Here is a 21,064-nt window from a genome sequence, read left to right on the forward strand (position 1 = left end):
GTCCCGCCCCGCGATCGGGCTTTCTCCGTCATTGCAAATGCCGCAGTCTGGCAGGACTGCCCTGAAACGGAGCCTTTGATGAGCGACGCCCAGCCGGACCCCAAACCCAGCCGGATCCAGAAAAAGAATCGCAAGCGTATCCTGGAAGCGGCGCTTGATGTGTTCTCGCAGCATGGCTATCGCGGCACGACTCTGGACCAGATCGCGGCGCGGTCGGGCCTGAGCAAGCCCAACATCCTCTATTATTTCAGCGGCAAGGAAGAGATCCACGTCACCCTGCTCAACCAGCTCATGGAGACATGGCTGGATCCGATGCGCGATATCGACCCTGCGGGCGACCCGCGCGAGGAATTGCTGCGATACGTGCATCGCAAACTGGAAATGAGCCGGAAATATCCCCGTGAAAGTCGACTCTTCGCCAATGAAATCCTGCAAGGCGCGCCGCGCATCAGACCGCATCTGGAGCGCGATCTGAAACCGCTGGTCGACAGCACCGCGGCCCAGATCGAGCGATGGATCAATGACGGTAAGCTGGCCGCTGTCGACCCGATGCACCTGATCTTCTCGATCTGGGCTACGACACAGCACTACGCGGATTTCGAGGCGCAGGTGCAGCTGCTGATGCAGGATCGGCCGCATCGTGATGGCGCGGCGGACTATCTGGACATGCTTTATCGGCGGCTGCTAACCCCGCATTAACCATCAGCGGTGCAGGATCGGCCCATGCATATGATGACCCGGAAAACGCTGCCCGAGGACTGGCTCAACCAGATGTTCGCGGCCAAGGCCGCCCAAAAGGGCGCCGTGGTGCGGCGCTCGATTCCCTGGGTGGATCGCGAAGTCGGGCGCGATCGCTTTCAGCGCGAGGTTCGACAGCGCGGCTTTCACCTGATCGAGACCGCGGATCAGTATATCGTGGTCTGCCACAACGGCCCAATCCGCATTCTCTTTTGAGAAAATTCACGAATTTTCTCTGGCAAGATTTTTCAGTGAAAAATCTCTCGCCTCATTCCGCCGCGCAGGTGCCCGGATTGTTCGGATGCGTCGTCCAGTTGGCATAGCGTTCCTCGACCACCTTGCCGGTGCGTGCATCGACCGCGCCTGGTGCCAGTTCTTCCATGGTGATGCAGCCCTCGACCGGGCAGACATTCACACAGAGGTTACAGGCCACGCATTCGCTGTCATCAACATCAAAAACCCGATCCGCCGACATGGTGATTGCCTGATGCGAGGTATCTTCGCAGGCCGCATAGCAGCGCCCGCATTTGATGCAAAGCGCCTGATCGATCCGTGCCTTGGTCACATAGTTGAGATTGAGATCCTGCCAGTCGCAGATATTGGGCACGGCGCGGCCCACCAGTTCGTTCACCGATGAAAAGCCCTTGTCATCCATGTACTGGCTCAGCCCCGATATCATCTCCTGCACCACCTTGAAGCCATAGGTCATGGCGGCGGTGCAGACCTGCACGTTCCCCGCGCCAAGCGCCATGAACTCGGCCGCATCGCGCCAGGTGGTGATCCCGCCGATTCCGCTGATCGGCAGTCCGGCCGTGGCCGGGTCGCGCGCGATCTCGGCCACCATGTTGAGCGCGATCGGCTTGACCGCCGGACCGCAATAGCCGCCATGCGCGCCCTTGCCATCGATCGTGGGCTGCGGCGCGAAACTGTCGAGATCGACCCCGGTGATCGAATTGATCGTGTTGATTAGGCTGACCGCATCGGCCCCGCCCGCCCTGGCTGCCTGCGCGGGCTTGCGGATGTCGGCGATGTTGGGGGTCAGCTTGACGATCACCGGCAGATCGGAATGGGTCTTGCACCATTCGGTGACCTGCTGGACATATTCGGGCACCTGGCCCACGGCGCTGCCCATGCCGCGCTCGCTCATCCCGTGCGGGCAGCCGAAATTCAGCTCGACCCCGTCACAGCCGGTTTCCAGCACCTTGTCGAGGATGGCTTTCCAGCTTTCCTCGTTGACCGGAACCATCAGGCTCGCGACCAGCGCGCGGTCGGGCCAGTCGCGCTTGACGCGGGTCATCTCCTCGAGATTGACCTCCAGCGGACGGTCGGTGATCAGCTCGATATTGTTGAGCCCGAGAAGCCGCCGGTCCGCGCCCCAGACCGCGCCATAGCGGGGCCCGTTCACGTTGACGACCGGCGGCCCCGCCTCGCCGAGGGTCTTCCAGACAACCCCGCCCCAGCCCGCCTCGAAGGCGCGGCGCACGTTATATTCCTTGTCCGTGGGCGGTGCCGAGGCGAGCCAGAATGGATTGGGGGACTTGATCCCGGCAAAGGTTGTTTCGAGATTGGCCATTTCGCTGATCTCCCTGCTGTGCTCAGCCCATCAGGCTGGCGTGAATATCCTCGGCGGCATCGCGCCCTTCGGCCACCGCCGTGACGGTCAGATCGTCACCGCCCGCCGCGCAGTCGCCCCCGGCCCAGACCCCGGCAAGGCTGGTGCGGCCCGCGCCGCTGACACTGATCTTACCACCTTCAAGCTCGGGCAGATCATCGCCCTCCAGCCTCTGGCCGATGGCGCGCAACACCTGATCGGCGGGCAGCCGGAAGCAGTGGCCGGTCGGGGTCAGATCGTCGCCGGTGAATTCGAACTCGACCTCGCGAACCGCTCCATTGCCATGGATCGCGACGGGCTGCGCGTTGGTGATGATGCGCACGCCTTTCGCGGTCGCCAGATCCTGCTCGAAGACACTGGCATTCATCCGGTCGCGGCCCCGCCGATAGACCAGCGTGACGTTGAGCGCGCCCAGAAGCCGGGCCTGCACAGCCGCGTCGATGGCGGTCATGCCGCCGCCGATCACCACCACGTCGCGCCCCACCGGCAGGCGCGACAGGTCGTCGGCCTGGCGCAGGTCGGCGATGAAGTCGACGGCGTCGCCCATCCCCTCGCGGTCTTCGGCATCGAGCCCGAGCGCGTTGACCCCGCCAAGCCCCAGCCCGAGAAAGACCGCGTCGTAATCCGCGCGCAACGCGTCCAGCGACAGCTCGCGCCCCAGCCGCGTGCCGGTCTCGATCGTGATCCCGCCGATCCGCAGCAACCAGTTGACCTCGCGCTCGGCAAAGCCGTCCACCGCCTTGTAGGCGGCAATGCCGAATTCATTCAGCCCGCCGGGCTTGGCGCGTCCATCGAATACGGTCACGTCATGGCCCCTCATCGCCAGCCGGTGCGCGCAGGACAGCCCCGCCGGACCGGCACCCACAACCGCGATCCGCTTGCCCGTCGGGGCTGCGCGGGTGAACGGATGCACGTCTTTCGCCATCAAAATGTCGGTGGCGTAGCGCTGCAATTGCCCGATGCGCACCGGTTCGCCCTCTGCGGCCTCGCGCACACAGGCCTGCTCGCACAGCGTCTCAGTGGGGCAGACCCGGGCGCACATGCCGCCGAGGATGTTCTGTGACAGGATGGTTTCCGCCGCAGCCTCGGGCGTGCCGGTGGCGATCTGCCGGATGAAGAGGGGGATGTCGATGTCCGTGGGGCATGCCGTGATACAGGGCGCGTCGTGGCAGAAGTAACACCTGTCGGCGGCAACCAGCGCCTCGTGGCTGTCGAGCGGCGGGTGCAGGTCGGAAAAATTCTCGTGATAGTGCTGTGGCTCCAGCCGGGCTGGCTGAACTCCGGGGGCGAGCGTGCGGTCACGCATGGCATCCTCCACTGTTTGCGGTCTTCACGGTAGTATTGCACGTTCTTAAATTTTATCAATTGGTAAAATTAATTCCCGTGAGCCGGCGCCGCGGTCACCGCATGCATGCGCGCTTGCCTCTTGGCCTGAGGCCACGCCCACAGTATAGAGCGCCCAAGCATCAGCGGAGGCCCCATGCGCAACGCCACGATCACGCGAAAGACCGCAGAGACCGAGATCACCGTCGAGATCGCGGTGGACGGCACTGGCCAGTATGACAACCAGACCGGAGTCGGCTTCTTCGACCATATGCTCGACCAGCTTGCGCGGCACTCGCTCGTCGACATGAGAGTGCGCTGCACGGGTGATCTGCATATCGACGATCACCACACGGTCGAGGATGTGGGCATCGCGCTCGGTCAGGCGCTGAGCCACGCCATTGGCGACAAGCGTGGCATCCGTCGCTATGGCGCGTGCCTCTTGCCGATGGATGACGCGCTGGTGCGGGCTGCACTCGATCTGTCGGGGCGCCCCTATCTGGTGTGGAACATGGACCTGCCCACGGCCAAGATCGGCACGTTCGACACGGAGCTGGTGCGCGAGTTCTTTCAGGCGTTCAGCACCCATGGCGGCATCACGCTGCATGTCGATGCGCTGCATGGCATCAACAGCCACCACATGGCCGAGGCCGCGTTCAAGGCGGTGGCGCGCAGCTTGCGCGAGGCGCTGGAAAGCGATCCGCGCAAATCGGATGCAATCCCGTCGACCAAGGGCAGCTTGTAACCCATGACCACCGTCATCGTCGATTACGAGAGCGGCAACCTGCACTCGGCGGAAAAGGCATTTCAGCGCATGGCGCGCGAGACCGATGCCGGTGAGGTGAGCGTCACCTCTGACCCCGAGGTGATCCGGCGCGCGGACCGCATCGTGCTGCCGGGCGACGGGGCGTTTCCGGCCTGCCGCAAGGAACTGTACGATCATCGCGGCGTCTATGAGGCCATCGAGGAGGCGGTGATCGGGGGCGGGCGTCCGTTCATGGGCATCTGCATCGGGATGCAGATGCTGGCGACGCGCGGGATGGAGTACGAGGAAACCGCCGGTTTTGACTGGATCGGCGGCACGGTCGAGCATATCGCGCCGTCTGACCCCGCGCTAAAGGTGCCGCATATGGGCTGGAACGATCTGGTGATCGACCAGCCGCACGCCATTTTCGACGGGATCGAGACCGGAGATCATGCCTATTTCGTGCATTCCTATCATTTCCGGGTGGAGGATCCGGCGCATCTGCTGGCCCATGCCGAGTATGGCGCGCCGGTCACCGCCGTTGTCGGGCGCGACACCATCGTCGGCACACAGTTCCACCCTGAAAAAAGCCAGGCCACCGGGTTGCGCCTGATCGCCAATTTCCTGACCTGGACCCCCTAATTGGGCGACGATACCCGGGCCCAATTCTGGCTCTCACATATCGGGCCGAGGCAACCGCTGACCTTGAGCCGGTTCTCGTCAAGCCTCATCTTCGCGGCATATTCCCGGTCATGGGCTGGCACCCAGGCGCGGCCCTTGTACACGTTGCCGCCTGTCTTGGTCATGTCCCAGAAGACACGCTTGCCAAGATTGGGGCTCGAAATCTTGCGCCCCGCATCGTCATAGGTCCGAATGATCTTTCCGCACAGCGCCTCGGCACAGCGGCTGACCTCGACATGCGCAATCTGTCCCTTCTTGTCAGGGCCGGTCTGCCAAACGCCAAGCGCCTCGTCGGAACTGGCCACGTTGCCAAGGCCGGTGATCATCGCAACAATAAAAATCAAACGCATGACGGTACTCCTGACGGTGGATGGATATCCCCGCCCTTAGGCTCAGATAAGCACTCGTCATCGCCGTTTCACCCTTGACAGCCGCGCATATGCGCGGCTTTCAGCGCATGTCGGGGCTCTGCTGCCGCTTATTCACGCATCCAGAGACGCGGCTCTGCAATTTCCAGCGAGTTCCCCGCCGGATCGCGGAAATAGATCGAGCGCGCGCCGTTCGGCCAGTGAAAATCCGCCTCGATTTCCACCCCCGCCGCGTCCAGCCGGGCGCACCAGTCGTCAAGCGCCGCACCCTCTACCGCGAAGCAGAAATGCCCCGGTCCGCGTGCGCCATGCGGTGGCACCGGCATGGCCGGGTTGCCCGGCGGCTTGCATGTCTCTGCGGGGTTGAAGATCAGCAGAACGCCGTCGCCCACACGGTAGAACACGTGCCGCGCGCCTACCCGCACGATCCGCTCCAGCCCAATCACATCCCCATAGAACCGCTCCGCCGCATCCAGGTTATCGACATAGAGCGCGGCTTCGAGGATGGCGGCGGGCGGGGCGACGTCGGGCAGGGTCTGATCGGTCATGCCTTGACTGTACCGCAGACCAGCCTCGCACGAAACCGGTCGGACTCCGCCGGGTTACTTTACCTTCCGCCAGGTTCCGCCATCGCGGCAAATGAACATCACACAACCGCTGACCTTGAGCCGATCACCCTCGAGCACCAGCTTGGAACTGTAGGTTTTGTCGCGATCCGGGGAATAGACCTTGCCCTCATACTCGCCACCGCCCACCGGCACAGTCTCAGAAATAATGTTGCGCCCGATATTGTCGCTCGCCATTTCCTGACCATTCTCGTCAAAGGATTTCACCAGTTCGCCGCAAAGGGCGTTGCCGCAACGCGTGACCTCGATCAACCCGGAATGGCCGTTGTCGTCCTTGGCGGTCTGCCACGTGCCCAGAAGCGGCTCGGCCATCGCCATCCCGCCCATCAGGCTCAGCGCCGCACTCATCATCACCAGTTTACGCATGTCTCGTCCTCCCTGAGATATGCAACAGAGCCTGAGCCAACCGGGTGCGTCAAATCAAGTCTGACGTCGGGTCGCGTTGCATTTCGCGCGGGTGCATGCCAAAGGGCACGCGTCACAGCCTGCACGGAGCTCGGCCCATGATCCTCTATCCCGCCATTGACCTCAAGGACGGCAAGGCCGTGCGCCTGCTGCGCGGCGACATGGGCGCGGCCACCGTGTTCAACGACGACCCGGCGGCGCAGGCGATGGAATTCGTCGCGGCGGGCTGCGACTGGCTGCATCTGGTCGATCTCAACGGGGCCTTTGCCGGTGCGCCAGTGAACGCCGCCCCGGTCGAGGCGATTCTGGAGCGCTGCCGCGTGCCCGCGCAGCTGGGCGGCGGAATCCGCGACATGGCCACGATCGAGGCGTGGCTGTCAAAGGGGCTGGCGCGGGTGATCCTCGGGACCGTGGCGGTGGAGAACCCGGCGCTGGTGCGCGAGGCCGCGCGCACCTTTCCCGGGCAGGTCGCCGTGGGCATCGACGCGCGAAATGGCCTCGTGGCGACCAAGGGCTGGGCCGAGGAGACCGACGTGGATGCCACGGATCTGGCAAGATCCTTCGAGGATGCAGGCGTGGCCGCGATCATCTACACCGACATCAACCGCGACGGCGCGATGCAGGGGCCGAATGTCGAGGCCACGGCAGCGCTTGCCCGCGCCGTCTCGATCCCGGTCATCGCCTCGGGCGGGGTGTCCTCGCTCGACGATCTGATCGCGCTACGCGACTGCGGTGCGTCGCTGAACGGTGCGATTTCGGGCCGGGCGCTTTACGACGGAGCACTCGACCTAAAGGCGGCGCTTGCCGCGCTCAAATCCTGAGCGCGACGCCCTACTGGCCCGCCGCTTTACCCGTCAGCTTGCCGAGCGCGCCACTCATCATCTTGAGGTATTCCGCATCGTCCGAAATCGAGAGATCGTCGAACATTTCCTTGGGGTCTTCATAGGCAAGCCAGGTCTGGCCCGCGCCATCCTGATAGACCAGCACCTTCATCGGCAGGAAGAGCCCCGCCACGGGGTCGTCCTGCATCGCCTGCGTGCCGATCTTGGGGTTGCCGAAGATCAGCACCTGCGTCGGAGCAAGGTCCATGTCCACCGAGGCCGCACCCGCCGCATGATCGACGCGGGCAAAGACATTGGCACCCGCCCCGGTCACGGCTGCTTCAAGGCGATCCATGGTTGTGGCGACATCGCCCGAGGACTTGACCTTGACGATATCGTCATTGCTGGCGAGTGCGGGCATCGCGGTCAGGGTGATCGCGGCGGCGACAAGAAAACGCGTCATGGTAAACTCCCTCGATTGATAAACAGATAATGCGTGCATCCTCTGGCATATTGATCTGAAAGCCCATAAACAACGCCGTGAAATTCCTGTAACAGCGACAATATGCTCAAGACCCGTATCATCCCCTGTCTCGATGTCGCCGATGGCCGCGTGGTCAAGGGCGTAAATTTCGTCGATCTGCGCGACGCGGGCGATCCGGTGGACGCTGCGCGCGCCTATGATGCGGCGGGGGCGGATGAGCTGTGTTTCCTCGACATTCACGCCACGCATGAGAACAGGGGCACAATGTTCGACGTGGTGCGCCGCACCGCCGAGCAGTGTTTCATCCCGCTGACCGTGGGCGGCGGCGTGCGCAGCCCGGAGGATGTGCGTGCGCTGCTTCTGGCGGGGGCGGACAAGGTCAGCTTCAACTCCGCCGCCGTGGCCGACCCGGATGTTGTGGCCCGCGCCGCCGACCGCTTTGGCAGCCAGTGCATCGTGGTGGCGATCGACGCCAAGACTGTGCGTGCGCCCGCGCCCCTCCGGGGCGACCCCGGCAAGTGGGAGATTTTCACCCATGGCGGCCGCAAGCCCACCGGCATCGACGCGGTGGAGTTCGCACGGCTGGTCGCGGAAAAGGGCGCGGGCGAGATCCTGCTCACCTCGATGGATCGCGACGGCACCAAGGCGGGGTTCAACATCCCCCTGACCCGCGCCATCGCCGATGCGGTGGACGTGCCCGTGATCGCGAGCGGAGGCGCCGGCACGCTTGATCATCTGGTGGAAGGCGTGACCGAGGGCCATGCCTCGGCGGTCCTCGCCGCCTCGATCTTTCATTTCGGCACCTACACCATCGCCGAGGCCAAGGCGCATATGGCCGCCGCAGGCATTCCGATGCGGGTGGCGGCATGACGCTCGACGATCTTGCCCGCACCATCGCCACCCGCGCGAGCGCCGATCCCGACAGCAGTTGGACCGCCAAGCTGCTTGCCAAGGGCCCAGAGAAATGCGCCGAGAAATTCGGCGAAGAGGCCGTGGAGGCGATCATCGAGGCGGTGAAGGGCGACCGCGCCCGCCTGACTTCCGAGGCGGCGGATGTGCTTTTTCACCTGCTGGTCATGCTGCAATCGCGCGGTGTCGCGCTAGATGACGTGATGGCTGAACTGGCCCGCCGTCAGGGCACCTCCGGCCTCTCTGAAAAAGCCTCTCGTTCGAAAGACTAGACCATGATCCGCCATATCGTCTTCTTTTCCGCCACCAATCCCGAGGATGTGGATCGCATCCGCGAGGGGCTTATGATGCTCGCCGATATCCCGCATTCGAGCCATTTCGAAGTCGGGCGCAACCTGCAAAGCGATGCGATTACGCAAGAGCGGGTCGATCTGGTGGTCTATGGCGAATTCGCCGATGAAGCGGCGCTTGCGGCCTACAAGGCACATCCGATCTATGCCGAATGCATAGCGCTGGTGCGACCAATGCGCGAGTTGCGCATCGCTGCCGATTTCAAGGCGGGCTGAACGAGCCGGTTCCGGAATTTTTGCGCGAGAAAACGAAGCCCAAGAAAATTCGCGAATTTTCTTGGGCCCGGCTCTCAATCGGTGGACGCGAGCACGTCTTCAACCGCTTTCGCCACCCGAAGCAGACGCTCCTCCTGAAATGGCTTGCCGCAGAGCATGATCCCGCAGGACGCAACGCCCGTGGGCAGCGTCATGGCGCTGAGACCCATCAGGTTGCCGACCCGGGTGTTGCGAAGCGTCAGCAGATTCTCGGTCACGTAATACTCCTCATCCTCCATCAGCCGCGCATGATCGGGGGGCAGGTTCGGGGCGGTGGGCATCAGCACCGCGTCATAGCCCGCCACCCGCGCCTGCCACGCCGCGCGCAGCCCTTCGAGCTTGTGCCAGCCCGCCACGTAGTCGGCCGCCGAGACCGCCTTGCCGCTCCGGAACCGCTCGCGGATGGGGGCGAACATCTTGTCGGGGTCAGCTTCGATCACGTCGCGCCACAACCCGTAAGCCTCGCCGGAAAAGAGCGCGGGCGAGAGCGGCATCGCCTCGGCCACTTCGGGGGCCTCGATCTTCTCGATCACGGCACCGGCGTCGCGCAGCCGGGCGCAGGCCGCGGCATAGCCCGCCTCCGGGGCCTCGCGCAGATCGTCCATCACCACCGTTTGCAGCGCGGCAAACCGCAACCCGCGCAACGACACGCCCAGCAAATCCGCCGCCTTGCCGCCGTCGAGCGCGGCCAGCATCAGGGCGGCATCCTCGACCGAGCGCGCCAGCGGTCCCACTGTGTCGAATCGCAGGCAGAGCGGCACCACGCCTTGCAGCGACACGCGGCCCGAGGTGGTCTTGAGCCCGACCAGATCGTTCCAGGCCGCCGGGATCCGCACCGAGCCGCCGGTATCCGACCCGATCCCGCAGGCGGCCAGATCAAAGGCCACGCTCGTCGCTGCGCCGGAGGACGAGCCACCGGGCACCGCGTCCGCATTGTTGACGCAGGGCGGTGTCGCGGTCATCGGATTGAGGCCGAGACCGGAAAAGGCCAGTTCGCTCATATGGGTCTTGCCGAGGCAGACGAGCCCCGCCGCCGTGCCATTTCGCAGCACTTCGGCATCACGCCCGGGCACGCGGTCCCTGAGCAGCGCGGATCCCGCCTCGGTCGCAATGCCCGCGCTGTCGAAGAGATCCTTCCAGCTAATCGGTACGCCATCGAGCAGCCCCAACCGATGCCCGGCCTTGGCCCGCGCCGCTGCTGCTGCGGCCTCGGCGCGGGCGCGGGTCTCGGTCACCGCGCTGTAGATGCGGTCGCGCAGCGGGTGGGCATTGATCGCGGCAAGGTAGGTATCGCAGAGCGCCTCGGGGTCGATTTCACCACGTCCAATGCCGCGCCCCAGATCGCCCGCCGTCATTTTCAGCCACGCCTGCATGATGTCTCTCCCTGTGTTATGCTGAAAACAGTGCTAGCGGCAGACCGGCGCATGGACAATCCCGTGCACACCGACATATTGAGGGCCATGGACCATGACAGCGATATCCTGATCGTCGGCGGGGGGCTGAACGGCCCCGCGCTGGCGCTCGCCGCGGCACAGGCGGGGCTTTCCTCTACAGTGATCGACGCCCTGCCGGAGCCGACCCGCAAGAACGCCGCATTCGATGGTCGCGCCTATGCGCTGGCGCTGGCCTCGGTGCGGCTGTTGCGCAACCTCGGACTCTGGGAGCGGGTGGCGGAGAACGCACAGCCGATGCTGGAGATCAAGGTCTCGGACGGGCGCGCGGGCGAAGGCCCGTCGCCGTTCTTCCTGCATTTCGATCATGCCGAGATCGAGGAAGGGCCGATGGGCCACATGCTCGAAGACCGCTTCCTGCGCCGGGCGCTGATCGAGGCGATGGCCGAGGAACCGCTGATCAAGCAGGTGTCGAACGACACGGTGACGGCGCAGGAGGTGGGCCCGACCGGCGTCTCTGTCATGCTCGCCACGGGAAAGGCGCTCTCCGGGCGCTTGCTTATCGGGGCGGACGGGCGCGGTTCGGGCACCGCAGCGCGGGCAGGTATCAGCCGGACGGGGTGGGGCTATGGCCAGACTGCGCTTGTCGCGGCCATCGAACATGACCTGCCGCATCACGGCATCGCGCATCAATTCTTCATGCCGCCCGGCCCGCTGGCCATTCTGCCCCTGCCCGGCAACGTCAGCTCTATCGTCTGGAGCGAGACAGACGCCACCGCCGCGCGCTTTGCCGCGCTGCCAGATGCCGAGTTCATGGAGGTGCTGCGGCCAAGGTTTGGCGATTTCCTCGGCGACATCAAGCTGCGCGGCAAGCGCTACACCTATCCGCTCAGCCTGACGGTGGCGAACAGCTTTGTTGCCGGCCGCATCGCCCTGATCGGCGACGCCGCCCACGGGATGCACCCGATCGCGGGGCAGGGGCTCAACGCGGGGCTGCGCGACGTGGCCGCACTGGCGCAGGTGATGACCGAGGCCGCGCGCCGGGGCGAGGATATCGCCGCCGCTGACGTGCTCGCGCGCTACCAGCAATGGCGGCGGTTTGACACCGCGACGCTGGCGATGGCGACGGATCTGACCAATCGGCTTTTCTCCAACGACAACCCGCTGGTGCGCGCCGCGCGCGATCTCGGCATGGGGGCGCTTGGCCAGATGCCTGCCCTGCGCCGGGGCTTCATTCGCGAGGCGGCGGGGCTCACCGGCGAGTTGCCTGCGCTGATGAAAGGCTGACAGCAACGGCTGCTGCACACGCGCGCCTCACCCCATCTTGACGCCGCGCGACCGCTTCGTTCATTGCACCGGACAGCATCTACCCCGATCTTGGTTCCAGAGAGAAAAACTCAAAAGGACCAGACAGATGCGCACCAGAACCCCGCTTCTTGCCGTCACCTCCACGGCACTTCTTTTCGCCAGCCCGGTCTTTGCCGAGAGCGGTACCGCGCTTCCCCCGCTTTTCCCCAATAGCCCGGAACTGAGCTTCGATACCCCTGGCGAGAGCCGCATCTCCACCCTCTCATCCCGGAGCCGGCCGCCATTCGGCGGCACCGTCGACTGGACGGGGTTCTACGGGGGTGTGCAGGCGGGCATTGGAATCACCGACACCAACCGCTCCGGCACGGACGAGGATATCATCGGCGGCTTCACCTTGGGCTATGATCACGATTTTGGCCAATGGGTGCTCGGTGGCGGGCTCGATTACGACTTCGCCGATATCGACGCGGGGCCCAACAATTCCCTGGAAGAGATCTTTCGCGTCAAGGCGCGCGGCGGCTACAAGATCGGGCGCGGGCTGCTCTACGGCACCGGCGGCTATGCCGTCGCAAATACCGAAACCGCAGGGACCGACGATGGCTGGTTCATCGGCGGGGGTTATGAATACATGGTCAGCGACCAGTTCTCGGTCGGTGCCGAGGCGCTTTATCACGAATTCGACAGCTTCAACAATTCCGGCACCGACATCGACACCACCACCATTCAGGTCCGCGCCATCTACCGTTTCTGACGGAGATGCGACCGCGGCAAACGGGGCGGGCGCGACCTCCAGCGTGCCCGCCCCATCGTTTCGGCACCATCATTCAAGGTACAACCAGAGGCTGTGTCTCGCCGCCGCTAGTCTGCGGAAATCCGCCGGTTTCTCCCTTGATTTCGGTGAATTTCTGCCACTCAAAGTATCGTGACCTTGCATCAAGCCGTTGCCCCTTGATGCCGTGGGTGGAGAGGCCATATGCGTTCCAGCGGCAATGACCGTAACTTGATCGTTCCATCAGGGACGTGACAGATCTGGAAAGGACAAGAAGATGCTCAAGACAATCTCCGCACTTGCGACTGCAACTGCCCTTGTGACTGCGCCTGCCTTTGCTGGCAATGTTTCAGAACCGGCACCCGAACCGGTGATCAACAGACCGGCCCCCGTGCCCGCCGCGCCGACCTCGCCGAACTGGACCGGCTTCTATGGCGGTGGGCAACTCGGTTATGGCTCCGTCGATACCAGCACCTCGGGCTCCGATGAAGATATCATCGGCGGTTTCACCGGCGGCTATGACTACGATTTCGGTCAATGGGTCGTTGGCGGCGGGCTTGATTACGACTTCGCCGATATCGACGCCGGCGCCAACAACGCGCTCGAGGAAGTGTTCCGCGCCAAGGCACGCGCGGGTTACAAGATCGGCCAAGGCCTGCTCTACGGTACCGGTGGCTACGCCCTCGCCAGTACCGAAACGGCAGGCACCGATGACGGCTGGTTTGTCGGTGGTGGCTATGAGCACATGATAACCGAGCAGTTCTCGGTTGGTGCAGAGGCGCTGTATCACGAGTTCGACAGCTTCAACAATTCGGGCACGGATATCGACGCGACGACCGTTCAGGCGCGCGCGCTGTTCCGCTTCTGATCGCGGTTGATGTAATGCAGAGGGCGGCCCGCCGGGGCCGCCCTTTTCTGTGCTTTGCGCGCGTTTGACAGTCAGCGGCTGAATTCGACAAGCCGCCTCTGACTCTCAGTCCAGACGCAGCCGGTCCTTGAGCGCCCGCAGCGTGTGCCGGTCGGCATCCTCCATCGGGGCCACGCGTGACTTGAAGAGCGTCGCCTGAGATTTCAGGATCAGGCCGTCTTCCAGTATCTTCAGATGGTTTGCCCGCAGCGTATCGCCGGTCGAGGTGATATCGGCAATCGCCTCGGCGGTCTCGTTCTTGACGGTGCCCTCGGTCGCGCCCTGACTGTCGACCAGCTGATAATCCGCAACCCCGTTCTCGCGCAGGAAATCGCGCACGAGGCGGTGATATTTCGTGGCAATGCGCAAGCGAAATCCGTGCTTTAGCCGGAACGCGGCGGCGGCGGCGTCGAGGTCGTCGAGATGGCTGACATCGACCCAACAGCGCGGTACCGCCAGCACCAGATCGGCCTGCCCGAAGCCCAGTTCGGCCAGTTCCCCGACCTTGTTTTCCCATTGGCCGAGTTTCTCGCGCACCAGATCGGTGCCGGTCACGCCCAGATGAATGCGTCCGGCGGCCAGTTCGCGCGGGATTTCCCCGGCCGACAGCAGGATAAGCTCAACGTTGTCAATGCCTTGGACAAATCCCGCATATTCGCGCTCTGATCCTGCGCGGCCCAGTTCGATGCCGTGCTTGCCGAACCAGTCAAAGGTCTTTTCCATCAGCCGACCCTTGGACGGCACGCCAAGTTTCAGGGTCATGTCGCACCCCCAACGCTTAGCGCCAGACCGGGGCGGATCACCCCGCCCACAGCCGGAATTTCTCGGCCGCGCCCCAGTTGCCGGGTCAGCGCGTCATAGCGCCCGCCGGTCGCGACGGGGGGCAGGTCGGGGCGTCTTTCCGCATAGAAGCCAAAGACAAAGCCATCATAATATTCCATTTGCGTGCGCCCGTAGCTGGCTTCGAAATCGAGCTTTGTGACGTCCAGCCCGCGCGCCTGCAATGCCTCCAGCCGCCGCGCCAGACGGTCCACCGCAGCTTGAATCGCGGGCAGGTCCACGGCGATGTCGCGCAGCCGTTCCAGCGCGTTGTCGCTGGTCTCGCGCACCGCCAGCACCGCGTCGAGCAGTTCGACCTCGGCGGCAGAGATCGGGGAGGTCTGCGCGTCCTCACGCAACGCCTTGATCCGGCTTGATATTTCATCCGGGCCGCGCATGCCGATTATCGGCTCCGCCCCGGCCATCGGGTCTGCCGAGGCCAAAAGCGCCGCGCGTTGTTCGGGCACCGGGGACTTGCCCGAAAACCGGTCGATCAGCGTGCGAAACCGCCGGGGCCGCCAGATATGCCGCCTCAGCGCCGCCTTGCGCCGCTCAGCCGTGCGCAGCCCCTCGACCGCGGCCATCAGGATGCCGATATCCCCCGTCGCCGCGCGCAGGCCGAGCGGGCGCAGGATGTCGAAAAACATCGAGAACACCTCGGCATCCGCTGCCTCGGGGGCGTCGCGTTCGAAAATCTCGAACCCCACCTGCGTGTATTCATTGGCGCGGGCGGCATCCTCTTCCTGACGGCGAAACACCTCGCCGGAATAGGTGTAGCGCGCGGGTTCGGCGCCGTGTTCCATATGCATCTGCACCACCGGCACGGTGAAATCGGGGCGCAGCATCTGCTCGCCGCGCAGCGCGTCCGAGGTCACGTAGGCGCGGGCACGGATATCCTCGCCATAGAGATCAAGCAGCACCTCGGCGGGTTGCAGCACCGAGGTCTCGACCGGCAGCGCGCCCGCCGCCTCAAAGAGGCCGCGCAGGCGTGCAGCCTCGGCTAGGGTCGCGGCACGTTCCGGCATCAGCCTTGCCTCGACAGAATTTCGCGGACCTTTTCAACAAGTTGATCGCGCGGCACCTCGTATTGGCTGGGGCGTTCCTTCCATTCTTCTAATGTGGCATTCTCGGCGATCTGTGCGCCAAGGATCAGGTCCTTGATCTGCACCACGCCGCGCGCCTTTTCGTCGCCGCCCTCGATGATCGCCACCGGGCTGCCGCGCCGGTCGGCATATTTCATCTGGTTGCCGAAATTCTTCGGGTTGCCGAGATAGACCTCGGCGCGGATGCCTGCTTGGCGCAACTCGCCCACCATCGCCTGATAATCGGCCATGCGATCGCGATCCATCACTGTGACGACCACCGGCCCCTGCGCCTCGCCCCCCGTTCGGCCCTTTTCGCGCAGCGCGGCCAACAGCCGGTCAACGCCGATGGAGACCCCTACGGCGGGCACCTGCTGCCCGGTGAAGCGCGCCACAAGATCGTCATAGCGGCCACCGCCGGCGACGCTGCCGAACTGCCTCGGGCGGCCTTTTTCATCAAGGATCTCAAAGGTCAGCTCAGCCTCGAAAACCGGGCCGGTATAGTAGCCAAGACCGCGCACGACGGAGGGGTCGATGACGATGCGGTTGGGGCCGTAGCCTTGGGCGGCGAGGAGGGTGGCGATCTCTTCGAGTTCGTCCACGCCCTGCATACCGATTTCGGAGTAGTCGATCAGTGTCCTTAAGTTGGCAATTGTCTTAGCGTTGTCTTGCCCTTTAGATTGCATGAAATCTATAATTCGGCGCGCATCAGCTTCGGACAGCCCAACACCATCAATGAATGCTCCTGACTGGTCTTTTCGACCGGTGGTCAATAGTTCAATGACTCCAGTGGCTCCAACTTTGTCGAATTTGTCGATAGTCCTCAGAACGGCGTCTCGGCTGACAAAATCCCAATCGTTAAGCTTGGTTTGCATCGCTTCTTTGAAATCTCTCGGCAAGACTTCTGTCTTTTTATTCTGAACGAGAACTCCCTCAAGAATTCCATCAAGAATCTTCCTATTATTCACCCGCACCACGTAATCGCCGCGCGGGATGCCGACCTCTTCCAGCGCATCGGCCAGCATCGCGCAGATCTCGGCATCGGCCGCCATGGACGCCGTGCCCACCGTATCCGCATCGCATTGATAGAACTGGCGAAACCGCCCCGGTCCCGGCTTCTCGTTGCGCCAGACCGGCCCCATGGCGTAGCGCCTGTAGGGCGTCGGCAACTCGTTGCGGTGCTGGGCGTAGACGCGGGCCAAGGGCGCGGTCAGGTCATAGCGCAGCGCCAGCCATTTCTCGTCTTCGTCCTGCCAGGCAAAGACGCCCTCGTTGGGCCGGTCGACGTCGGGCAGGAACTTGCCCAGGGCCTCGACCGTCTCGACCGCGCCCGATTCCAGCGCGTCGAACCCGTAGCGATGATAGACCCCGGCGATGGCGTTTAGCATCGCGGCGCGCTCGGTCACGTCCGCGCCGAAATAATCGCGGAACCCCTTGGGCGTTTCAGCCTTGGGGCGGGGCTGTTTCTTGGGCTTGGCCATGGGTGTCGTCCTTGCGGCGGCTGTCGTGGCGCGGTCTAGCCGAAGGGCTGCGCGGGGGCAAGGCGGCCCCGTTGATTGCTCGATGATTGACCGCGCGGCTGCGCCGGCGTAAGGCGATGCCATGACCGATCTGGAAGAGAAAATCGCCCATCTCATGCGCAGCGTCGATGACCTGTCGGATGTCATCGCGCGGCAGGACCACGAGATCGACTGGCTGCGCGGGCGTGTCCAGATGCTGCTGGAGCGCGAGGCAGCACGGCGCGAGGACAGCGAAGGCAGTGTGTACTTGGGCGACGAGCGCCCGCCGCATTACTGACACGTGGCCTGTGAAGGCCCGTGTCACCCCGGGCTTGACCCGGGGTCTCTTGCTGCACAGAGATGCCGGGTCAAGTCCGGGATGACGTTGGGCAGGGTTCAGATCTCCTCGACCATCACCACGCCGCTCAGGCTCTTGATCGCGCCCTTGATCTGCGGGGTAACGGGGTATTCCACGCCGCTGTCGATCTCGACCTCGCCGGGCAACCCCTCGCCCATAAGGCGGAAATGGATCGGCCCGGGCGCGCCTCCGCGCGCGGCTTTGGCCACCCCCTCCAGAACGCTCGCGACCGAACCGATCACCCCCGGCTGATCGACGAAAATCCGCAGGCCGACGGCTCCGGCATCGGCGACCATCCCGTCGATCGGCTGTACCGAGCGGCAGAGCAGTTTGAGCTGATCGCTCTCCATCGTGGCCTCGGCACTGATCACAACCTGCGTGCCGGTTTCAAGGAAATCGCGCGATTTCTCAAGCACATCGGAAAAGATCGTGACCTCGTAGCCGCCCGTGGTGTCGCTGAGTTGCGCAAAGGCAAAGCGGTTGCCACGCGCCGACTTGCGCTCCTGCCGCCCGGCGACGACGCCCGCCATCTTGGCCAGGAACGGTCCCTGCTCGGCGCGGGCGGTCACCTCGTCCAGCGTCTTGACCTCCTGCCGCTTGAGCACGGTCATGTAATCGTCGAGCGGATGACCCGAGAGGTAGAAGCCGACGGCCTTGAATTCCTCGGTCAGCCGTTCGGCAGGCAGCCAGTCCTCGACCGGGACAAGGCGCGGTTCGGGCAGATCCTCACCGGCATCGCCGAAAAGCGAGACCTGATCCGAATGCTTCTGCTCGTGGATTGCGGCGGAGTAGTTCATCAGCGCCTCGATACTCTCGAACACCCGGCGACGGTTGCGGTCGAGCGCGTCAAACGCCCCGGCGCGGGCCAGCATCTCCAGCGGCCGCTTGCCGATGCGTTTCAAATCCACCCGCCGCGCCATGTCATAGAGCGTGGCGAAGGGTTTCTCGGTCCGCCCCTCGACAATCAGCTTCATCGCCTCGACGCCCACGTTCTTGAGCGCGCCGAGCGCATAGTGCAGCACGCCCTGACGCACCACGAACGTGGCCTCGGACCGGTTCACGCAGGGCGGCAGCCAGTCGAGGCCCAACCCCTTTTTCACCTCCTGGAAATAGACCGCCAGCTTGTCGGTGAGGTGGATATCGCAATTCATCACACCGGCCATGAATTCCACCGGGTGATTGGACTTGAGCCACGCCGTCTGGTAGCTGACCACCGCATAGGCGGCGGCATGCGACTTGTTGAAGCCGTAATTGGCGAACTTGTCCAAAAGGTTCCAGACCGCGAGCGCCTTGGCATCGTCGACGCCGTTCTCCTTGGCCCCGGCGATGAACTTGGGCCGTTCGGCATCCATCGCGGCCTGTATCTTCTTGCCCATGGCGCGGCGCAACAGGTCGGCGCCGCCAAGCGTATAGCCCGCCATCTCCTGCGCGATCTGCATCACCTGTTCCTGATAAACGATGATGCCCTGCGTCTCGTCGAGGATATGATCGACCGAAGGGTGCAGATGGTCGCGTTCGCTCAGCCCGTTCTTGACCTCGCAGTATTTCGGAATGTTCTCCATCGGGCCGGGCCGGTAGAGCGCGACGAGCGCCACGATATCCTCGATGCAGGTGGGTTTCATCCGCTTGAGCGCGTCCATCATGCCCGAGCTTTCCACCTGGAACACGGCGACGGTGCGGGCGCGGGCATAAAGCTCATAGGTCTTTTCGTCATCAAGCGGGATCTGCCCGATATCGTTTTCTGCTCCGGGAAAGGGCTCGTAGATGGTGCTGCCATCGGCGGCGATATGCAGGTCCCGCCCCTCATGGTGGATCTGCTCGATGGCATTCTGGATCACGGTCAGGGTTTTGAGGCCGAGAAAGTCGAACTTCACCAGCCCCGCCTGTTCCACCCATTTCATGTTGAACTGCGTGGCGGGCATGTCCGAGCGCGGATCCTGGTAGAGCGGCACCAGCTCATCCAATGGCCGGTCGCCAATCACCACCCCCGCGGCATGGGTGGAGGCGTTGCGCAACAGCCCCTCGACCTTCATGCCGTAATTCAGCAGCCGGTCCACCACCTCCTCGGATTTCGCGGCCTCGCGCAGCCGCTCTTCCTGCGCGAGCGCCTGTTCGATGCTGACCGGTTTGACGCCCTCGACCGGGATCATCTTCGACAGGCGATCCACCTGCCCATAGGGCATTTGCAGAACCCGCCCGATATCGCGCACCGCAGCCTTGGAGAGAAGGGCACCAAAGGTGATGATCTGCCCCACCCGGTCGCGGCCATATTTCTCCTGAACATATTGGATCACCTCCTCGCGGCGATCCATGCAGAAGTCGATGTCAAAGTCGGGCATGCTGACCCGCTCCGGGTTCAGGAACCGCTCGAAGAGAAGGCTATAGCGCAACGGATCAAGGTCGGTGATGGTCAGTGCGTAGGCCACCAGGCTGCCCGCGCCCGAGCCGCGCCCCGGCCCCACCGGAATATCGTGGTCCTTGGCCCATTTGATGAAATCCGCCACGATCAGGAAATATCCCGGAAACCCCATCCCCTCGATGATGCCAAGTTCGAAATCGAGCCGTTTTTCATAGTCCTCGACCGGGGCGGCGTGCGGAATGACGGCAAGCCGCGCCTCAAGACCCGCGCGCGCCTGACGGCGCAATTCGTCGACCTCGTCATCGGCAAAACGCGGCAGGATCGGGTCACGCTTGTAACAGCCGAAGGCGCAGCGTCTGGCGATCTCGACGGTATTTTCCAGCGCCTCGGGCAGGTCCGCGAAGAGCGTCACCATTTCTTCCTGCGACTTGAAATAGTGCTGTGGCGTCAGGCGGCGGCGTGGCTCGCTCTGATCGACATAGGCCCCGTCGGCCACGCAGAGGAGCGCATCATGCGCCTCGTACATGTCGGGCTTGGGGAAATAGACATCGTTGGTGGCCACGAGCGGCAGGTCCATCGCATAGGCCATCTCGACCAAGCCGCGCTCGGTCAGCCGCTCGGGTTCCGGCGCGCCGCTCTCGCCGGGGTGGCGCTGCAACTCGACATAGAGCCGGTTGCCATAGGCTGCTGCCAGCCGCTCCATGAGCGCCTCTGCCGCCGGGCGCTGCCCGCCCTGCAAGAGCCGCCCCACCGGCCCGTCCGGCCCGCCGGTCAGGCAGATCACGCCCTCGGCATGGGCGGCCAGTTCCTCGACCGTGACATGCGCCAATTGCCCGTCGCCCCGCAGGTAGAGGCAGGAATTGAGCTTCATCAGGTTCTCGTAACCGCGCTCGTTCTGCGCCAGCAGGACCACCGGCGCGGGCGGCTTGATCCGCTCTCCGGGGCTTCTGGCGACATATTCGAGATCCACCTGACAGCCCATGATCGGCTGCACCCCCGCGGCTTGCGCCGAGACGGAAAATTCAAGGGCGGCGAACATGTTGTTCGTATCGGTAACGGCCACGGCGGGCATGCCCGCCGCCTCGCAGAGACCGGGCAGTTTCTTCAGCCGCACCGCCCCCTCGAGAAGGGAATATTCGGTGTGGACACGCAGGTGAATGAATCGGGGATTGGCGCTCATGACGGCCATCCTACTCAGGGCCTTCGCGAAACAAAAGACTTGCCAAACGCCCCGTCGACAGTTTTCATCGAAGAC

Annotated in this window: 23 protein-coding genes; 12 read left to right on the forward strand and 11 right to left on the reverse strand. The window is 64.0% G+C overall.

The window, feature by feature from the left end:
- The first annotated feature begins 78 nt into the window (after positions 1-78).
- Both ACSSV4_RS14020 and ACSSV4_RS14025 read left to right on the forward strand, forming a co-directional pair.
- A complete protein-coding gene (locus ACSSV4_RS14020) occupies positions 79-699 on the forward strand; it encodes a TetR family transcriptional regulator C-terminal domain-containing protein (RefSeq protein WP_454275752.1) in 621 nt (206 codons plus the stop codon).
- A gap of 24 nt (positions 700-723) precedes the next feature.
- On the forward strand, positions 724-954 hold the full coding sequence (locus ACSSV4_RS14025; RefSeq protein WP_454275753.1) for an N-(5'-phosphoribosyl)anthranilate isomerase: 231 nt from the start codon (positions 724-726) through the stop codon (positions 952-954).
- A 52-nt stretch (positions 955-1,006) separates the two neighbouring features.
- Here the strand turns inward: ACSSV4_RS14025 and preA are convergent, their stop codons facing one another.
- Both preA and ACSSV4_RS14035 read right to left on the reverse strand, forming a co-directional pair.
- Positions 1,007-2,311: an NAD-dependent dihydropyrimidine dehydrogenase subunit PreA gene (preA, locus tag ACSSV4_RS14030; protein ID WP_454275754.1), complete on the reverse strand. Its 1,305-nt coding sequence runs from the start codon at positions 2,309-2,311 to the stop codon at positions 1,007-1,009.
- 22 nt (positions 2,312-2,333) lie between these two features.
- Positions 2,334-3,656: an NAD(P)-dependent oxidoreductase gene (locus tag ACSSV4_RS14035; RefSeq protein WP_454275755.1), complete on the reverse strand. Its 1,323-nt coding sequence runs from the start codon at positions 3,654-3,656 to the stop codon at positions 2,334-2,336.
- Between the two features lie 174 nt (positions 3,657-3,830).
- On the opposite strand from ACSSV4_RS14035, the gene hisB reads away from it, so the two are divergent.
- Together hisB and hisH are read left to right on the forward strand one after the other, a co-directional pair.
- A complete protein-coding gene (gene hisB, locus ACSSV4_RS14040; RefSeq protein ID WP_454275756.1) occupies positions 3,831-4,418 on the forward strand; it encodes an imidazoleglycerol-phosphate dehydratase HisB in 588 nt (195 codons plus the stop codon).
- A 3-nt stretch (positions 4,419-4,421) separates the two neighbouring features.
- Entirely contained in the window at positions 4,422-5,060 is a 639-nt protein-coding gene (gene hisH, locus ACSSV4_RS14045) for an imidazole glycerol phosphate synthase subunit HisH (protein WP_454275757.1), read from the forward strand.
- On the opposite strand, the gene ACSSV4_RS14050 is transcribed toward hisH, so the two are convergent.
- From ACSSV4_RS14050 to ACSSV4_RS14060, 3 genes are all read right to left on the reverse strand, one after another.
- Positions 5,057-5,449: a DUF2147 domain-containing protein gene (locus tag ACSSV4_RS14050; RefSeq protein WP_454275758.1), complete on the reverse strand. Its 393-nt coding sequence runs from the start codon at positions 5,447-5,449 to the stop codon at positions 5,057-5,059. The genes hisH and ACSSV4_RS14050 overlap by 4 nt on opposite strands.
- A gap of 128 nt (positions 5,450-5,577) precedes the next feature.
- The gene (locus ACSSV4_RS14055) at positions 5,578-6,015 is read right to left on the reverse strand and encodes a VOC family protein (RefSeq protein WP_454275759.1); all 438 of its coding nucleotides are present in this window, start codon (positions 6,013-6,015) and stop codon (positions 5,578-5,580) included.
- A gap of 54 nt (positions 6,016-6,069) precedes the next feature.
- Positions 6,070-6,459 (reverse strand): DUF2147 domain-containing protein, encoded by a 390-nt coding sequence (locus ACSSV4_RS14060; RefSeq protein ID WP_454275760.1) that lies wholly within the window; start codon positions 6,457-6,459, stop codon positions 6,070-6,072.
- Between the two features lie 137 nt (positions 6,460-6,596).
- Between ACSSV4_RS14060 and hisA the strand changes: the two genes are divergently transcribed.
- The gene (gene hisA / locus ACSSV4_RS14065; protein ID WP_454275761.1) at positions 6,597-7,319 is read left to right on the forward strand and encodes a 1-(5-phosphoribosyl)-5-[(5-phosphoribosylamino)methylideneamino]imidazole-4-carboxamide isomerase; all 723 of its coding nucleotides are present in this window, start codon (positions 6,597-6,599) and stop codon (positions 7,317-7,319) included.
- A 10-nt stretch (positions 7,320-7,329) separates the two neighbouring features.
- Here the strand turns inward: hisA and ACSSV4_RS14070 are convergent, their stop codons facing one another.
- Positions 7,330-7,782 carry a DUF302 domain-containing protein gene (locus ACSSV4_RS14070; protein ID WP_454275762.1) on the reverse strand — a complete coding sequence of 151 codons (453 nt, stop codon included), beginning with the start codon at positions 7,780-7,782 and terminating at the stop codon, positions 7,330-7,332.
- A 102-nt stretch (positions 7,783-7,884) separates the two neighbouring features.
- Here ACSSV4_RS14070 and hisF point away from each other — a divergent pair, with 102 nt between their 5' ends.
- The 3 genes from hisF to ACSSV4_RS14085 are packed head-to-tail and all read left to right on the forward strand — an operon-like array spanning position 7,885 to position 9,278.
- A complete protein-coding gene (gene hisF / locus ACSSV4_RS14075) occupies positions 7,885-8,673 on the forward strand; it encodes an imidazole glycerol phosphate synthase subunit HisF (protein WP_454275763.1) in 789 nt (262 codons plus the stop codon).
- The gene (locus tag ACSSV4_RS14080) at positions 8,670-8,984 is read left to right on the forward strand and encodes a phosphoribosyl-ATP diphosphatase (RefSeq protein ID WP_454275764.1); all 315 of its coding nucleotides are present in this window, start codon (positions 8,670-8,672) and stop codon (positions 8,982-8,984) included. Before hisF ends, ACSSV4_RS14080 begins: the two co-directional genes overlap by 4 nt.
- Positions 8,985-8,987: 3 nt before the next feature.
- Complete coding sequence (locus ACSSV4_RS14085; RefSeq protein ID WP_454275765.1) at positions 8,988-9,278, forward strand: Dabb family protein; 291 nt, start codon at positions 8,988-8,990, stop codon at positions 9,276-9,278.
- Positions 9,279-9,352: 74 nt separating this feature from the next.
- On the opposite strand, the gene ACSSV4_RS14090 is transcribed toward ACSSV4_RS14085, so the two are convergent.
- Positions 9,353-10,690: an amidase gene (locus tag ACSSV4_RS14090; RefSeq protein ID WP_454275766.1), complete on the reverse strand. Its 1,338-nt coding sequence runs from the start codon at positions 10,688-10,690 to the stop codon at positions 9,353-9,355.
- Positions 10,691-10,741: 51 nt separating this feature from the next.
- Here ACSSV4_RS14090 and ACSSV4_RS14095 point away from each other — a divergent pair, with 51 nt between their 5' ends.
- From ACSSV4_RS14095 to ACSSV4_RS14105, 3 genes are all read left to right on the forward strand, one after another.
- Entirely contained in the window at positions 10,742-11,995 is a 1,254-nt protein-coding gene (locus tag ACSSV4_RS14095) for an FAD-dependent monooxygenase (protein WP_454275854.1), read from the forward strand.
- 127 nt (positions 11,996-12,122) lie between these two features.
- On the forward strand, positions 12,123-12,767 hold the full coding sequence (locus tag ACSSV4_RS14100) for an outer membrane protein (protein WP_454275767.1): 645 nt from the start codon (positions 12,123-12,125) through the stop codon (positions 12,765-12,767).
- A gap of 295 nt (positions 12,768-13,062) precedes the next feature.
- A complete protein-coding gene (locus ACSSV4_RS14105; RefSeq protein WP_454275768.1) occupies positions 13,063-13,653 on the forward strand; it encodes an outer membrane protein in 591 nt (196 codons plus the stop codon).
- 105 nt (positions 13,654-13,758) lie between these two features.
- On the opposite strand, the gene hisG is transcribed toward ACSSV4_RS14105, so the two are convergent.
- The 3 genes from hisG to hisS are packed head-to-tail and all read right to left on the reverse strand — an operon-like array spanning position 13,759 to position 17,074.
- On the reverse strand, positions 13,759-14,454 hold the full coding sequence (hisG, locus tag ACSSV4_RS14110) for an ATP phosphoribosyltransferase (RefSeq protein WP_454275769.1): 696 nt from the start codon (positions 14,452-14,454) through the stop codon (positions 13,759-13,761).
- Positions 14,451-15,536, reverse strand: coding sequence for an ATP phosphoribosyltransferase regulatory subunit (locus ACSSV4_RS14115; RefSeq protein WP_454275770.1), 1,086 nt, complete (start codon positions 15,534-15,536; stop codon positions 14,451-14,453). Before ACSSV4_RS14115 ends, hisG begins: the two co-directional genes overlap by 4 nt.
- Positions 15,536-17,074, reverse strand: a complete 1,539-nt coding sequence (hisS, locus tag ACSSV4_RS14120; protein WP_454275771.1) for a histidine--tRNA ligase — start codon at positions 17,072-17,074, stop codon at positions 15,536-15,538. The genes ACSSV4_RS14115 and hisS overlap by 1 nt, the downstream gene beginning before the upstream one ends.
- A 121-nt stretch (positions 17,075-17,195) precedes the next feature.
- On the opposite strand from hisS, the gene ACSSV4_RS14125 reads away from it, so the two are divergent.
- The gene (locus ACSSV4_RS14125; protein WP_454275772.1) at positions 17,196-17,390 is read left to right on the forward strand and encodes a SlyX family protein; all 195 of its coding nucleotides are present in this window, start codon (positions 17,196-17,198) and stop codon (positions 17,388-17,390) included.
- 98 nt (positions 17,391-17,488) lie between these two features.
- Here ACSSV4_RS14125 and dnaE read toward each other — a convergent pair whose 3' ends face one another.
- A complete protein-coding gene (gene dnaE / locus ACSSV4_RS14130; RefSeq protein ID WP_454275773.1) occupies positions 17,489-20,989 on the reverse strand; it encodes a DNA polymerase III subunit alpha in 3,501 nt (1,166 codons plus the stop codon).
- Between the last annotated feature and the right edge of the window lie 75 nt (positions 20,990-21,064).

It is taken from the genome of Roseovarius sp. MBR-154, from assembly GCF_053628595.1.

What these genes read in the sequence shown, in the direction of transcription:
- ACSSV4_RS14020 (WP_454275752.1), top strand. Translation starts at nt 79, where the DNA reads ATGAGCGACGCCCAGCCGGACCCCAAACCCAGCCGGATCCAGAAAAAG.
- ACSSV4_RS14025 (WP_454275753.1), top strand. Translation starts at nt 724, where the DNA reads ATGCATATGATGACCCGGAAAACGCTGCCCGAGGACTGGCTCAACCAG.
- preA (WP_454275754.1), bottom strand. Translation starts at nt 2,311, where the DNA reads ATGGCCAATCTCGAAACAACCTTTGCCGGGATCAAGTCCCCCAATCCA.
- ACSSV4_RS14035 (WP_454275755.1), bottom strand. Translation starts at nt 3,656, where the DNA reads ATGCGTGACCGCACGCTCGCCCCCGGAGTTCAGCCAGCCCGGCTGGAG.
- hisB (WP_454275756.1), top strand. Translation starts at nt 3,831, where the DNA reads ATGCGCAACGCCACGATCACGCGAAAGACCGCAGAGACCGAGATCACC.
- hisH (WP_454275757.1), top strand. Translation starts at nt 4,422, where the DNA reads ATGACCACCGTCATCGTCGATTACGAGAGCGGCAACCTGCACTCGGCG.
- ACSSV4_RS14050 (WP_454275758.1), bottom strand. Translation starts at nt 5,449, where the DNA reads ATGCGTTTGATTTTTATTGTTGCGATGATCACCGGCCTTGGCAACGTG.
- ACSSV4_RS14055 (WP_454275759.1), bottom strand. Translation starts at nt 6,015, where the DNA reads ATGACCGATCAGACCCTGCCCGACGTCGCCCCGCCCGCCGCCATCCTC.
- ACSSV4_RS14060 (WP_454275760.1), bottom strand. Translation starts at nt 6,459, where the DNA reads ATGCGTAAACTGGTGATGATGAGTGCGGCGCTGAGCCTGATGGGCGGG.
- hisA (WP_454275761.1), top strand. Translation starts at nt 6,597, where the DNA reads ATGATCCTCTATCCCGCCATTGACCTCAAGGACGGCAAGGCCGTGCGC.
- ACSSV4_RS14070 (WP_454275762.1), bottom strand. Translation starts at nt 7,782, where the DNA reads ATGACGCGTTTTCTTGTCGCCGCCGCGATCACCCTGACCGCGATGCCC.
- hisF (WP_454275763.1), top strand. Translation starts at nt 7,885, where the DNA reads ATGCTCAAGACCCGTATCATCCCCTGTCTCGATGTCGCCGATGGCCGC.
- ACSSV4_RS14080 (WP_454275764.1), top strand. Translation starts at nt 8,670, where the DNA reads ATGACGCTCGACGATCTTGCCCGCACCATCGCCACCCGCGCGAGCGCC.
- ACSSV4_RS14085 (WP_454275765.1), top strand. Translation starts at nt 8,988, where the DNA reads ATGATCCGCCATATCGTCTTCTTTTCCGCCACCAATCCCGAGGATGTG.
- ACSSV4_RS14090 (WP_454275766.1), bottom strand. Translation starts at nt 10,690, where the DNA reads ATGCAGGCGTGGCTGAAAATGACGGCGGGCGATCTGGGGCGCGGCATT.
- ACSSV4_RS14095 (WP_454275854.1), top strand. Translation starts at nt 10,742, where the DNA reads ATGGACAATCCCGTGCACACCGACATATTGAGGGCCATGGACCATGAC.
- ACSSV4_RS14100 (WP_454275767.1), top strand. Translation starts at nt 12,123, where the DNA reads ATGCGCACCAGAACCCCGCTTCTTGCCGTCACCTCCACGGCACTTCTT.
- ACSSV4_RS14105 (WP_454275768.1), top strand. Translation starts at nt 13,063, where the DNA reads ATGCTCAAGACAATCTCCGCACTTGCGACTGCAACTGCCCTTGTGACT.
- hisG (WP_454275769.1), bottom strand. Translation starts at nt 14,454, where the DNA reads ATGACCCTGAAACTTGGCGTGCCGTCCAAGGGTCGGCTGATGGAAAAG.
- ACSSV4_RS14115 (WP_454275770.1), bottom strand. Translation starts at nt 15,536, where the DNA reads ATGCCGGAACGTGCCGCGACCCTAGCCGAGGCTGCACGCCTGCGCGGC.
- hisS (WP_454275771.1), bottom strand. Translation starts at nt 17,074, where the DNA reads ATGGCCAAGCCCAAGAAACAGCCCCGCCCCAAGGCTGAAACGCCCAAG.
- ACSSV4_RS14125 (WP_454275772.1), top strand. Translation starts at nt 17,196, where the DNA reads ATGACCGATCTGGAAGAGAAAATCGCCCATCTCATGCGCAGCGTCGAT.
- dnaE (WP_454275773.1), bottom strand. Translation starts at nt 20,989, where the DNA reads ATGAGCGCCAATCCCCGATTCATTCACCTGCGTGTCCACACCGAATAT.